Genomic DNA, 13,615 nt, shown 5'->3' with positions numbered 1-13,615 from the left:
GAATACCTGAGTGTATTATACTTTGGGCTAGCTATATTCACCCTCAAACCTCGACGTATTAGCCTAACCTCTATGAAAACCAAACTGGCTCCCCTATTTATTGACAAAGATACGGTTGTTTACATTGAAATTACTGAAGAGGTAGAAGCCACGGGTGAAGTCACAATCTTATCAACTCCAGAGGTTGATGAAGAAGAGGAAGCCGCCAATGAAAAGGGTCTTAGAGAGGATTTTCAAAAGCACATTCAGGATCTACAAAGCACCATTTTTGCTTACACAAACTATAGTTTGGCTGCGTTCAAAAAAGTAGCGATGGCTAATGTAGACAAAGTAACTTTGGAGTTTGGTATCGAAATCGGCGGTGAAACAGGTATTCCTTATGTGACAAAAGGCACAGCAAAAAGCAATCTTAAGATCCAGGTTGAATGTTCGTTTACAGATAATGAAAATAATCAAGGTTAGTCATGAAAACTATAAAAACAAGTTTAAATGTCAATTATTACAGGGTTTGAGTGGTTGATTGCTGGGAATTTGCTTTAATTTACTATTTCTTTTCGCTATCTTCCAACCTTAATGGCTGTGTTCCTGAATCGCCCAACATGGCGAACGGAACAGCTACCTGATCGTGTGACGGCACACCCCGGTAAACCAGAGCTTACCATTCTGGCTAAGGGGCTGCTTTCGATTTACCCCGAAAGCATTGTGCTGTTATCCGTAGCGCTGGGTGCGATGAGAATCGCTCGCCCAGCACGAGGAAGGCTGTACGGAGTAATCCTTTATACAAGACATCTCGAAGAGAGATGACCGTTAAAGAGTAATCCCGTGCTTCTATTCCATAAAGTGAACGCTCATTGCTGAAAGAGGGCGACCGAGACAGACCTTTTTTCTAATTTCAGAAAGAAGGCCGTCACAACAGAAATGGTGAAAATCCATCAGAGGGGACATAGCCTACGGAAGTTCTATGGCGTGTAACCTCTGCCAGCGTCGGGAGTTCGTACACGGGTGACTGTGGCGACCGGAGTATGACATCTCCGGGTATGGTCTCAATAAGGTCAACATGAAAAGCTCAACGATGAAAGGCGGGAAACCGCTTGCTGGTGAGGAGAGAAAGAGTTGTGCCCAACGACGAAGAGACTGCATATCAGTAAGGAAGAGCTTCTGCTTTCTGCTTCCTGAAATCTGAAATGAAAAGGGGATACCCCTCGGTATGTATGTTCTGTTGATAGTAATCAACTAGTGACAAGACTTTCTCTGCCAACTGTTATGACTAATCGGGGAAGGACTCTCGCTGCCGGAAGTGGTAAGCCGGTGCCTGGTCAAGTACAGATCAGGTGTCAAACGCGGGAGTCTGGGAGCGTGGTGCAAGTAGAAGGGCTTTTTTGAAGCCGTGTACAGCGGGCTGGGCAGTCCAATGGGCATTTGGGTATCGGCTGGTAACCGATATAGACAACCAACAACGAAAGCACTGACGGAACTCACATTGATCACGTAGTCTGACGTTTTGTCGTGGGTTTACGAGTGTCCCTGAAACAGGGGGCATTCGTAAACCACCACAGCCGTCACAGGTACTCTACAAAACGGAGTTCGGATGACGAAACAAACTCAAAAGACAGTTCACTAACAATCCAAAAGACAGCGTTTATCGATCGCAGCGTTCTTGCTGACACCAATAAGACATCGTTTCCTCAAGGTTTATAACTGACTGAAACGACAACTAAAGTTGCAGCTTATTGGAAAGTGGTCGGCGGCAACTAGACTGCTACCGCTGCCCGTATGCTCGCAGACGGCTGTCTGCGTCTGGGTGGCTTGCTGTTATGGCTTTCGACTGGTTGAGCCTATCAACCAGTCCCTATTTCTGTATGGAGGGTTATGGCACAGTGGGAAGCCCAATCACTGGGTGACTTCTTACGTCGGATTGCGATCGACTACGCCAGATTTGGGTATACCCGGTATGTGTTAAGAGACATACCTCTGGACAAAGACCCAGCCGCGATCGACCAAAAAATTCGAGCTGCCTACCAAGTCACCTCTTGCCGAACGGCTCGAATGCGGATGAAACGGAAAGGTAGGGCACGGATACAGTACCTACGATTTAGATACTCCTTTGTATTACTTGCTACTGAGGGCACTCATGAAGCATTTGCCCGATTGCATAGTTATGACATGAAAGATGCTCCCCTGCATTTCCAGGGTTACTCAATTGGTTTCAAGGGATCTACAGTTTCAGTACAAGTCACGAGCAGGGTTTGGAGAAGGATTGAGCGGCACATGGAGGATTTAATATTTCAACCTCAATCAGTCGTTGAAGAGGCGATCGCCTCCCTCCCCTACTACAACTTTCCTGGCGTTGTTCGACAGAAACAGCATTTACTTTACTACATGAATCAACGCCGTAAGGTAGCCGGACTACAACCCATTACCTTTAACCCGCTAGAAGCCAAACGCCATTTACTTCGCGGCAACCACAACGCCACTCTGGTTAAAAGGTAATAAGCCGTAAGTTTGGCTGCTGTTCCAAAAAATTCTGGATAGACCGAGTTCGATACGTACTTTTCATTCGAGCTAAAATGACAATCTCCCGTTGAGGGTGGATACTGAGAAATCCCTGTAAGACTTGGAGTACCTGTCCAGAGGCTACTCGCTTACGACACCAATGCAGTTGCCCAGTAATACGTCCTGTAGAGCTAATACCGTAAATAAAAACAGGGTCTCCTGCCTCTGACTCTTCGCAATCTTGGGCTGATTCCCAAATTATGTGGGCATTCGGGCAATCCTCTGGTCTCAATTCATCAAGCAAATACAGCAATGCTTTACGACGCTCCACCAACGCAGCGATCTTAGGAAGGATAGTAGTGATCCACCGCTGATACTGCCCCTTATTCAAAAACTGAGAACGGAGCCGATTGGTAAATGTGAGGTCTGTCTTCTCAATCCATCGGTAAACAGTACCTCGTGGCAAATTGAACTGAGAGATCAAACGGCACGGTGTCCACAGATCTCCAGAGTAACCATAACGGGATGCTGGCTCACTCAGTCGTGACATGATCGTACTCAGATGAACCCAATTATATTTTTTGTGGCTACTCCTTACAGGTTCTTTGGGATCTGAAAAAGTTACTGTGTGAACAAGTTGTTCGTTAATGAGCCACGCAAGAACAGTATCAAGATCTAAACTGAGGTTTCTACAGATCTCTGGGGTGGTAACTCCTGCAAGACGAAGATTGAGAACTTGTCGTTTCAGAAACTCATGATCCTCCACACAATCCCCCAATGGGAAAAAGTTTTCTAATGTTCCACGGGCACGCGATTATCGATCTCTAGTCAGACAACTGTAATAATTCATCTTTTTGCAAAAACAGTCCAGAGTAAAGTCACTGTTGAGCGACAATTAACCTGGCCGCATCGCGACAATTAACTTGGCCGGTTCCAGACAGCCGTTCAGGTGAGCGAAGTGTGCCTTCTGACACAGTTTTACTGGATCAAAAAAAGACACTAGGCAACGTCAATTAACGCCAATTAAATGACTGCCCAGTGTCTGGAAAACGAATTAATTATCAACAGGTTCAACTATACATGAGCGCCAAAGAGAACGGCTGCACGCAGACAACTGCGGCAGCAAAAGCTGGCGTGTCTGTACGCAGTGGTAGACGGATAGAACAGGGCGAGTTGCAATCGCAACGAGGGCGTCCGCATGACTGGCGCACCCGCCGTGACCCGTTGGCTGAAGTTTGGGAAAGTGAATTGGTACCGATGCTGGAACACCAACCCAAACTGCAAGCGATAACACTATTCGAGTATCTGCAAGACACGTACCCCGGACGTTACAGCAAGTCCGTTATGCGCACCTTACAAAGGCGGGTGCAAAACTGGCGAGTCACGGCAGGTCCACCCAAGGTTGTGATGTTTGCTATCGAACACCCACCCGGAGAGATGGGCTTATCCGACTTCACCCACTTCAAGCAGGAACAAATTACGATTGCGGGTAAGCCGTTTGAGCATTTGCTCTACCACTACCGTCTAGCGTACAGCGGTTGGCAGTATGTCCAGGTGGTGCAGGGCGGGGAGAGTTTTGTAGCGCTCTCGGAGGGTTTGCAAAATGCCTTGAAAGCCTGTGGAGGCTGCCCCAAAGAGCACCGTACCGATAGCCTGAGTGCGGCTTACCGGAATCTAGGTTTGCGTACCGATATAGACATGACGCAGATGTACGACCGCTTATGCCATCATTACAACCTGCGTCCGAGTCGGAACAATCGTGGCATAGCCCATGAGAATGGGTCGATAGAGAGTCCTCACGGGCACTTCAAAAATCGCCTGCATCAAGCCCTACTATTGCGGGAGTCCTTTGACTTTCCATCGGTTGCCGCTTACCAGCAATTCATTGAACAGGTGATTATTCGACTGAACCAGGGATGCCAAACCCGTTTTGAAGAGGAAGTGCCCTATCTTCAGCCCCTACCCACCTATCGTTATCCGGACTACGAAGTGCTGAGCGTGAAGGTGAGTACCTACAGTACCATCCGGGTGCGACGGATGAGTTACTCGGTTCCCTCCCGCTTAGTGGGCTGTACTCTGACGCTGCATCTGCACCATGACCGGATTGTGGGGTTCTTCGGTCGTCAGCAGGTCGTTGAACTGCCTCGGCTTTACGCCCCGGCTGACAATCCTCGACAACGATTGCATTGCGTCAATTACCGCCATGTTATCGACAGCTTGCGCCTCAAACCGGGGGCATTCCTCTATTGGGTCTGGCAACAGGACCTCTTGCCCAACGACCATTACCGCCAATTATGGCGGCAGATTGAGCACCAATTTGACTCCTATACGGCGGCTCGCCTGATGTGCGAGGCCCTCTATATTGCGGCCAAGCAGGACAAGGAACACGCAGTTGCTCAGTATTTGGAGGCTCAACTAAATGCCAACGCCCTCAGTCTAGTGGGGCTACAACAGCAATTTCATTTGGTAGACGTGCCGTCCCCACCCACTCTACAAACCCAACAGCATGACCTCACCCATTACGACCAGTTGCTCTATGCCCATACCACCTACGGCCACGACAGCGATGGAAACCCTCAGCCTGCTGCTCAAATCCCTCAAACTGCCCTACATGAAACAACAGTGGCAGGAACTGGAGCGTCAAGCCCTCCAACAGGGGTGGACCCATGCCCAGTTTCTACTGGCACTGTGTGAGGTCGAAGCGACGCAACGCTACCAAGCTCGAGTCCAACGCGCCCTCAAAGATGCCCACCTGCCGCCTGCCAAAGCCTTTTCCAATTTTGACTTCAGCCGGTGTCCGGGTGTCCATCAGCCCACCGTCACGCAGTTGAGTCAGGACAAAAGCTGGCTCAAACGCGGCGACAACCTCCTGCTGTTTGGTCCTTCTGGCGTCGGCAAAACCCATCTCGCTGCCGCCGTTGGACGCTGCCTAATCGAGTTAGGAGCAACGGTCAAATTCCTCTCTGCCACCACTCTGGTGCAATTGCTGCAAGCAGCTAAGGCCAATCTCCAGCTTCAGTCTGCGCTGCTAAAGCTGGATAAGTTTGACCTACTCATCCTCGATGATCTTAGCTACGTCAAAAAGTCAGAAACCGAGACCTCGGTTCTGTTTGAATTGATTGCCCACCGCTATGAACTCAAAAGCCTCATGATTACAGCCAATCATCCCTTCAGTGCCTGGGACGACATCTTTATGGATCCAACCATGACTGTCGCTGCCGTCGATCGCCTCGTCCACCATGCGCTCATCCTGGAAATCCAAGCCGAAAGTTTTCGTCAGCAGGCCGCCAAAGAGCGATCTGCGACCTCACAGCAAAACCGGCCAAAATAATTAGCGCGGAGCGGCCAAAATAGTTGACGTTTCATAGTCACTCTGAAATGACTGTGGAACATATTTTAGAGCAAGCTGAAGATGCGGTAGAGAGTGTACATCTCCTAGCTATCCAGATTGCTTGTGCTTAGGGTAATTGCTCCAAAGGCTTAGAGAACTTTCCTATGGGAGAGTTAAGATGCTCTATGTTCCCTGCCAGGATGAGGTCGAAAATCGCCACCGTAAGCTTTAGAGCGGCTTAGAACAGATATTTAAGGCATACGTCCCATTTTCTTGATCACATCATTTACCAAGTCCCAGGCAAGGCTTTGTTGGAAAAGGTTCTCCTCCTCAGAAACTTCCTCATCATTTAACTCAGCCTCTAACGTAGAAGAATCGATAACGGGCTGGCTGTAGAATTCATTTCTGGACTTCCGTTTACGGGTAAAAATCTCATACTCGGCTTTAGCTTTAGGTCCTGGCTGATAAGACATTATCCAATCTGGTTTCCCCTCCTGGTCAAAACCTCCCTCAAACTCAACTTGTGCAAGATAACCAGACTTCAGATGAGGTTGATGCACCTTGTACATCTGCTTTCTAGCGGCACTCAAATCCTCATACCGAGTCTGAGCTGAGTAAAGGCAGTAGTCTGAATATCGTAGACGAGCATGAGAATGGTTGTATTTCAAGGCTGCAAAGATCTGATAGCTGATGATCTCGTAGAACCGTTGAGCAGTCGGAGTCAATGCTTTGAGGTACTCATAGTCCAAGGGGCGTGTAGGAGATTGAGCAAGAACTTCCCGATATGTCTGGCTTAGGATGAGATAAACACCGTCTGCACTGTGCCCATTAGGCATTTGTTGACCTGTAAAGATAACGTTGTAGCGAGTAAAAGTGGCTTTCAATTCGTGTTCAACCTTGTCCTTACCTTTGTACCGCAACCAAGCAGTAATACCAGTCAAAGCATTCTGCTGGAGTGCATGGGTAATGTTCTTCTTGTTTTTACCAGAGTCTGTCAAGCCTAGAGCTTGACAGATTTGACGTAGACTGCCGAGTGAAATGATCTCTGGAATAGGTTGTCCAGATTCTTCTATTTGACGGTTAATAACAAGAGTATCGAGTTTATAAGCAAGCTGACCAGGTAAACCGTACTTTTGGTTGGCAGAGACCTCCCATCGAATACTCCTTCCCTGTCGATCCACTGTCCGGATATCGATCGTTGTTGGCTTGCCTTTAACCAAATTGTGAATTGGGTATTTGGAGAGAGTAGTTTCTGCTCGAATGATTTCAAAGGGGACGCTCTTTGCGACGGAGACAGGTGGTTTCGCTGGAGCCATAGTTAGGTCTTAAAACATAGATTAAAAATATAAAAGAGAACTAACGATCCTAGTCTTACGTAGTCTTATATAGTCTTAATAGTCATAAGAGTCTTTAGCCTACTTCGATACAGATATCAATGAGTTATTTGATTTTTTGGCCTCGAAAGTTCCCGAATTGGAACTCGAAAGTTCCCGTTTTTAACCTTAAAAGTTCCCGATTTTGACCTTAAAAGTTCCCGGATTAGAACTCAAAAGTTCCCGGAAATCCTATGTAATTTCGCTCAAAAGTTCCCGAAAATACCTTTAGATTGACCTTGAAAGTTCCCGGATTCAAGTTTTAAGAACTCGAAAGTTCCCTATGATTAAATAACTACTTCTCAGCCTTTTATTAAGATATTTCATGTTTGTTAGCTTGTCTTTTTGGAGGCTAACCAGATTGCCCCTTGCCCTTCTTGCACCTAAAATTGGCTACCTCTCTATGCTGACTCATAAAGATGGCGCTCGAAAGTTCCCGGATGAGCATTACATCCTTCCAGAATTATCCCTTGCATTCATAAGGAGAAGCAGCCATAAAACAGGAAATGAAACAGGCTTTATGTGAGGAGAGGTCGTGGTTATCACAATTACAGGTCGTAAGGGCGGAATTGGAAAAACCACAACAGCAGTACATCTTGCAGCTTATTTCCAGACTCTGGGTTCCACCCTGCTAGTAGATGGAGATCCAAATGATTCAGCATTGATCTGGGCAAACAGAGAGTCTTTTCCCTTTAAGACGATTGATTCCTCTGTTGTTCAAACTCACTTGCAAGAGCAACAGTACGACTACGTAATTGTTGATACGAAGGCACATCCTGAGCCAGAAGATATTCAAGTTTTGGCAGAAAACTGCGATCTCCTCGTTTTACCCTCTAGGCCATCTTTTTTGGACTTGCACGCTTTATTACAAACTGTGCGGACATTAGAGCAGCTACAAGCTCCGTATAAGGTGTTGCTTACAATGGTGCGTCCACCTAAGCGAACAGATAAACATACGAAGCGAATGACAGCACGAGAATTTTTATACCAAGAGAAGATTCCGGTCTTTGAAACAGAAATTCAACAGCTAGCCGTGTTTGAGGAAGCACCTGATCATGGAGCATTGGTACAAGATTTTGGTGGAGCGATCGCTCAGAAAGCATGGTTAAGCTATCAAGCACTAGGACAAGAGATTAAGCAGGAGATGGGGTGGCAGGAGTACAACGTAAAAAGAGTGCATTCGAGGGGCTAAAAGGACTGAAATCCCAGCCAGAAAAGTCTCTCTCAGTTGTTCAAACTAACAATCAGGAGGGAACTGCTGGTGAACAAGAGTTGGCACGGCAGATTCCTTGGTCAGCGATCGCCTTACCAGAAAAACAGCCTAGACGATATTTTGATGAGGCAGCGCTAGAGAAATTAGCAGTCTCGATTCAAGAACATGGCATCCTGGAACCGTTGATTGTTAGACTGATCGCTAATGGGCGATATAGCCTTGTAGCTGGGGAACGGCGGTATAGAGCCGCAAAGCTAGCTAACCTTGAAAAAGTACCAGTTGTTATTCGGAACCTGACTGATGAGCAAGCTTGGGAATTAGCATTACTCGAAAACGTACAGAGGCAAGATCTGAATATAGTGGATAGGGTCGATGCAGTCTTGCAAGAATTAGCATTCAAATTAGGATGCTCCGTTGCTGAAGCCAAGTCCGGTTTGTATCGAATCGAGAATGAGAACAAGGGGAAAGTTACCCGACACGAGTCGGGTAATGAAGCTCGGCTGATTGTTGACCGAGTATTTGAAATTCTTGGAATTCGCTTCAGTCACTTTATGCGATTTGAATTGCCCCTGCTAAGTGCTCCAGAAACCCTTCTTAATGCCGTCAGATCGGGCAGAATTGATGTTCGCCATGCCAATGAAATTAAGCGGCTTAAGGATCAAAAGAAACAGGATATACTTCTCAATGAAGCTATTCAAAATCAGCTATCAGTCGAAGATATTAAGGCGCGGATAAAAGGAGTAAAGCTAGAAGTCCATCATCAGGACAATTCTTTGCAAAGAAAACTAACAAAAGTCCTTAGTAAGGTGAAAAAGACTGAGGATGTGTGGAACTGTACTAAGCGACGAACGCAATTAGAAAGTCTCCTAACTGCTTTAGAGAAAGTACTTGAGAGTCATTGAGGAAGTGGGATAGATGCTTCATGTACAGGCATTTGCTACAACACATAATTCTCTTTTTACATCAGATGAAACCCTGACTATTATTTTCAAGTAGGTACACAATAGAAGCTCTGTTTTTCTCAAATCTTTAAGCCAGCTATTTCTCTGTTGAGCATTGGGATAAGAGAAAAGCTACCCGACTCATGTCGGGTAGCTTTATACAAGTATATTCACACATCGCGTAACCTTTTCTCTATCTGATGCAATTAATTATTCTGTTGAATGTCGTCTGCCTCGTCCTACCAATGTTACCTAATCTTTAGGTCTCAACTGAGTCAGCTTGAGCTTATCTGCGTAATTCGTGTCAATCATTTGTGTCGAGGTGTCACACCACTTAGCAATTACGCTACTGGGCACTCCTTTTATGAGCTGAAGTGTGATAAACGTGTCACGGCAAGAGTAGGGAGTGGTATCTGGTTTGATCGGGTCAACAAGTCGAGACCATGCTCGTCTAGAAAAATTCCGGTAATTAATTGCGTCTCCATCCCTTGATGGAAAAACTAGGCTCTCAGGATCTACATCCTCAGGTCTAATAGTTTCCAGCAGCTTTTTAACTCTCTCAGAAACTGCAAGCCGACGGGTGCGGTTATTCTTGCTTCCTTGGGAACGAACCCGACGATTACCTATTTGAACCAGCGAACTCTCAAAATTTACGAAGCCACAATCAGCGGAGACATGTTTCCACTGAAGACCAATAGCTTCGCTCGGTCTGCATCCAACACAAAATAGAAATTCCACAAATGGGCCATAGTGGCGGTAGTTCATACCTTTCCTCCCATCCATATTGAATATCTCGACGACGCGATCGCGCTCCTCCTCAGAAAAGGCATTTGGGTTTGGGTTCACCTGGTAGCGATGTTTAGGAAGTTCTTGAGCCATTCCATCGAAGGGATTCTCGGAAATAATCTTATGCTTCATACCCCATTTGCAGGCCGCAGAGAGATACATTAAGCCGTCTTTAGTCCGAGAAGTGGTGGTAACTTGCTCCAGCTTTTGCTTTACCACCAGAGGTTCGTCAATAGGTAGCTCACCAATTTTTTTGAACAACCGAGAGAGATTGTCGTACTTTTCACAAGTCTTTGGCTTAAGGTTCGATTGCTTATCAGCAGCGAATCGCTCCCACAGATACATGACCGTAACTGCTTGTGGCTTGATCGTTTCCACCAATGTGAACTGGGGAGACTGTGGTTTGCCATATTTGGCAAGAGTATAGTCAAACCGCTCAAACGCTATATCTGACTCAATAAGCTTGACCTTGGCTTCAACAGCTTTCCGGTTAACACTTGTGTCAGCCAACCCAGTATAAATGTACTTTTGTTTCCCATTAAATAATTGACGAGGCAATCGCAGTCGTAGCCGTCCCCGAAACGACTCAATCCCTACGGACCCTTTCCGAACTCTGCCAGACTCGGTAAACATGACTATCTCCCAGAGCATCTGTACTAAGATTGATAGTCAAATGATAGTCAAAATTTAGCTAACTGGGCCTCAAAAAGTCCAATTTTAATCATTTGTACTACTGAGGATTGCCTGGTCTTAGACGCTAAAACCCAAGCCAAATCAATGCTCTAGAGCTTGTATGGCTTGGGTTTTGGGTTTTTCGTTTAATATGGGCGATACTGGATTCGAACCAGTGACCCCTTCCGTGTGAAGGAAGTGCGCTACCACTGTGCTAATCGCCCGTATGTTTATTGTACCAGAAGTTTAACCCTGTGCAAAAGCTGATTCGTAGAGTCAATTTTTGCTAGCGGTGTAATGGTACGTAGGTCATTCTAACAGCTAAGTGGTAATCGAGCGGACAATTTTTGGGAAAAGGGTACTTTTGGGCAGGCGGAGGTTATCCAGACATGAAGATTAGAGTTCAAAGTTAAATCCCGATCGCTTGAGTTGTGCGTACTTGTGTTGATCAAATTCATAGTAGCGAGCCGCGCGATGGGCAACTCCAGTTTGCAGTTCATCTAATTCAATTAACAGATCCATTTTGAGAATTTTTTTGCGAAAATTGCGTTTGTCCAACTCCTGCCCCAGGATAGTTTCATAGAGTTTTTGGAGTTGGCTGAGGGTAAATTTTTTCGGCAGTAACTCAAAGCCGACCGGCTCGTAGCGCACCTTTCCTTTGAGTCGAGCGATCGCGGTTTGGAGAATTTGATCATGATCAAACGCCAATTTCGGCAATTCATTCATGGGAAACCAGGCGGCATCAGTGGCATCAGTCGCCGCGTGAATTGGATGTTCGCTTAAATTGACTAAGGCGTAATAGGCAACGGTTACGGTTTGTTCACGGGGATCGCGATCGATGGCTCCAAAGGTATAAAGCTGTTCTAGAAACACATCTTTAATGCCCGTTTCTTCTTGCAGTTCGCGCAGGGCTGCCGCATCGATCGATTCTCCCACTCGGACAAAACCACCGGGTAATGCCCATTCTCCCTGGAAGGGGGGATGTTGGCGCTGGATCAGCATGACTTTTAGGATGGTTTGTTGATCTAAACCAAAGATCACACAGTCTACGGTGAGCGCGGGACGGGGGTAGGGGTAGGAGGAGGGCATAGGAGGATGGGGAAGACAAGGAAGGTGTGGAAGGGAATCCATTTATTCATACCGCGTTCTTGACACTGTGTAAATCCGACACTAAGATAGATTTATTGTGTACAGATGACACTAAGTGATGAGCAGCCAATGGGAAGTCGCGGCTGGTTCGGTAATCGGTCGAGAACATTTGCGAGTGGGTAAGAATAATCAGGATGCGTGGCACTGGCAGACATTGGGTGATATCACGATCGCGGTGGTATGTGATGGATGTAGTAGTGGAACATATAGTGAAGTCGGGGCAACGTTGGGAGTTCGACTTGTAACAAATGCGATCGCGCAAACCCTTCAGATAGGGAAAGTTGAGCAACCAGGATTCTGGTCAGTTGTCCAGCAGGGGGTATTACAGCAATTAAGTCAGCTAGTTTTTATGCTGGATGGTGACTCACTTCAAGGGGTTTATGACCACTTACTATTTACAATTGTGGGCGCTGTAATCACACCTACAGTTACGACTTTGTTCACGATTGGAGATGGAGTCTTACTCCTGAATGGTGAGGAAGTATCAATTCCTACCTTTCCCAGCAATGCTCCACCCTATCTAGCCTATGGGCTACTTGAACCCAGTCCGATACCACCGGAACAATTGCCGTTTCAAGTTCACGGTTGTTTGCCGACGGATAGGGTGCGATCGCTGGTAATCGGCACAGATGGGGTTAAGGACTTGATAACTGTTGCGGATCAGCCATTACCAGGGAAATTAGAACCCGTCGGGAAGATTGAACAATTTTGGCAACACGATCGCTATTTTCAGAACCCTGATCAACTGCGTCGGCGTTTATCCTTGATTAATCGTGAAGTGATTCAAACAGATTGGCAGCAACAACAACTATATCGAGTTGGAGGACTATTACCAGACGATACAACGCTAATTGTGATTCGTAGAAAACTGGAGGTATAAAGTATGTTAGGTGCGATCGCGGGTGATGTAATTGGTTCTGTGTTTGAAGGTAAAAATTATAAAGCCAAAGACTTTCAACTTTTTGCCGCTCGAAGTCGATTTACTGATGATACGGTGTTAACGGTAGCTACGGCTGATGCTCTGTTACATCAAAACGATTACGCGCAGCAGTACAAAGAGTATTACCATCGCTATCCTCGGGCTGGATTTGGTAAGGGATTTATGATTTGGGCAATGCTCGATCGTCCTAAGCCCTATAACAGTTGGGGCAATGGTTCGGCAATGCGGGTTAGCCCGATCGGGTATGCCTTTGATGATTTAGAAACTGTCTTGCAAGTGGCTAAACAAAGCGCTGAGGTGACACATAATCACCCAGAGGGCATTAAGGGGGCACAGGCTACCGCTACTGCAATCTTTCTAGCTCGGACTGGGCAGAGTAAACAAGCTATCAAAACTTACATTGAATCAACGTTTGATTATGACTTGAATCAGACTTTAGATGAGATTCGTCCCACCTATCGCTTTGATGTTTCTTGTCAAGGCTCAGTTCCACAGGCAATCATCGCCTTTCTTGAATCCACAGACTTTGAAGATGCGATTCGGAATGCGATTTCGATCGGAGGAGATAGTGACACGATCGCGTGTGTTACGGGTGGTATTGCTCAAGCCTTTTATGGCGGTGTTCCAGAGCAGATTAGTCAGGCAGTGCTGAATCGCCTGGATCAACCTTTACGCCAGGTTACAGAGTTATTTATGGCGCAATATGGCTCAAATTAA

General features: G+C 46.4%; 11 protein-coding genes and 1 tRNA gene. 8 read left to right on the top strand and 4 right to left on the bottom strand.

Features of this window, described 5'->3' with window-relative positions:
- Window positions 1-72 precede the first annotated feature (72 nt).
- From ACN4EK_RS08490 to istB, 4 genes are all read left to right on the top strand, one after another.
- Window positions 73-462 (top strand): CU044_2847 family protein, encoded by a 390-nt coding sequence (locus tag ACN4EK_RS08490; RefSeq protein WP_431657412.1) that lies wholly within the window; start codon window positions 73-75, stop codon window positions 460-462.
- Between the two features lie 1,407 nt (window positions 463-1,869).
- Complete coding sequence (locus ACN4EK_RS08485; RefSeq protein ID WP_431657411.1) at window positions 1,870-2,490, top strand: hypothetical protein; 621 nt, start codon at window positions 1,870-1,872, stop codon at window positions 2,488-2,490.
- 1,083 nt (window positions 2,491-3,573) lie between these two features.
- Entirely contained in the window at window positions 3,574-5,187 is a 1,614-nt protein-coding gene (istA, locus tag ACN4EK_RS08480) for an IS21 family transposase (protein WP_431655899.1), read from the top strand.
- The gene (gene istB, locus ACN4EK_RS08475) at window positions 5,105-5,824 is read left to right on the top strand and encodes an IS21-like element helper ATPase IstB (RefSeq protein ID WP_431655901.1); all 720 of its coding nucleotides are present in this window, start codon (window positions 5,105-5,107) and stop codon (window positions 5,822-5,824) included. Before istA ends, istB begins: the two co-directional genes overlap by 83 nt.
- A 251-nt stretch (window positions 5,825-6,075) precedes the next feature.
- Here the strand turns inward: istB and ACN4EK_RS08470 are convergent, their stop codons facing one another.
- Window positions 6,076-7,140 (bottom strand): hypothetical protein, encoded by a 1,065-nt coding sequence (locus tag ACN4EK_RS08470; protein ID WP_431657410.1) that lies wholly within the window; start codon window positions 7,138-7,140, stop codon window positions 6,076-6,078.
- A gap of 592 nt (window positions 7,141-7,732) precedes the next feature.
- Here ACN4EK_RS08470 and ACN4EK_RS08465 point away from each other — a divergent pair.
- Together ACN4EK_RS08465 and ACN4EK_RS08460 are read left to right on the top strand one after the other, a co-directional pair.
- On the top strand, window positions 7,733-8,389 hold the full coding sequence (locus tag ACN4EK_RS08465) for a ParA family protein (protein ID WP_431657409.1): 657 nt from the start codon (window positions 7,733-7,735) through the stop codon (window positions 8,387-8,389).
- Complete coding sequence (locus tag ACN4EK_RS08460) at window positions 8,347-9,312, top strand: ParB/RepB/Spo0J family partition protein (RefSeq protein ID WP_431657408.1); 966 nt, start codon at window positions 8,347-8,349, stop codon at window positions 9,310-9,312. Before ACN4EK_RS08465 ends, ACN4EK_RS08460 begins: the two co-directional genes overlap by 43 nt.
- Window positions 9,313-9,603: 291 nt before the next feature.
- On the opposite strand, the gene ACN4EK_RS08455 is transcribed toward ACN4EK_RS08460, so the two are convergent.
- The 3 genes from ACN4EK_RS08455 to ACN4EK_RS08445 form a co-directional block, all read right to left on the bottom strand.
- Window positions 9,604-10,770, bottom strand: coding sequence for a tyrosine-type recombinase/integrase (locus ACN4EK_RS08455; RefSeq protein ID WP_431657407.1), 1,167 nt, complete (start codon window positions 10,768-10,770; stop codon window positions 9,604-9,606).
- Window positions 10,771-10,961: 191 nt separating this feature from the next.
- Window positions 10,962-11,033, bottom strand: a tRNA-Val gene (locus ACN4EK_RS08450).
- 172 nt (window positions 11,034-11,205) lie between these two features.
- Window positions 11,206-11,898 carry an NUDIX hydrolase gene (locus tag ACN4EK_RS08445; RefSeq protein ID WP_431657406.1) on the bottom strand — a complete coding sequence of 231 codons (693 nt, stop codon included), beginning with the start codon at window positions 11,896-11,898 and terminating at the stop codon, window positions 11,206-11,208.
- 118 nt (window positions 11,899-12,016) lie between these two features.
- Between ACN4EK_RS08445 and ACN4EK_RS08440 the strand changes: the two genes are divergently transcribed.
- Together ACN4EK_RS08440 and ACN4EK_RS08435 are read left to right on the top strand one after the other, a co-directional pair.
- Window positions 12,017-12,838: a protein phosphatase 2C domain-containing protein gene (locus tag ACN4EK_RS08440; RefSeq protein WP_431657405.1), complete on the top strand. Its 822-nt coding sequence runs from the start codon at window positions 12,017-12,019 to the stop codon at window positions 12,836-12,838.
- A 3-nt stretch (window positions 12,839-12,841) separates the two neighbouring features.
- The gene (locus ACN4EK_RS08435; protein WP_431657404.1) at window positions 12,842-13,615 is read left to right on the top strand and encodes an ADP-ribosylglycohydrolase family protein; all 774 of its coding nucleotides are present in this window, start codon (window positions 12,842-12,844) and stop codon (window positions 13,613-13,615) included.

Source organism: Pantanalinema rosaneae CENA516, from assembly GCF_050753385.1.
GTDB classification, from domain to species: Bacteria; Cyanobacteriota; Cyanobacteriia; order Leptolyngbyales; family Leptolyngbyaceae; genus Pantanalinema; species Pantanalinema rosaneae.
Note: the sequence above shows the minus strand (reverse complement) of the source record. Positions and strands in the feature narration are given on the sequence as shown.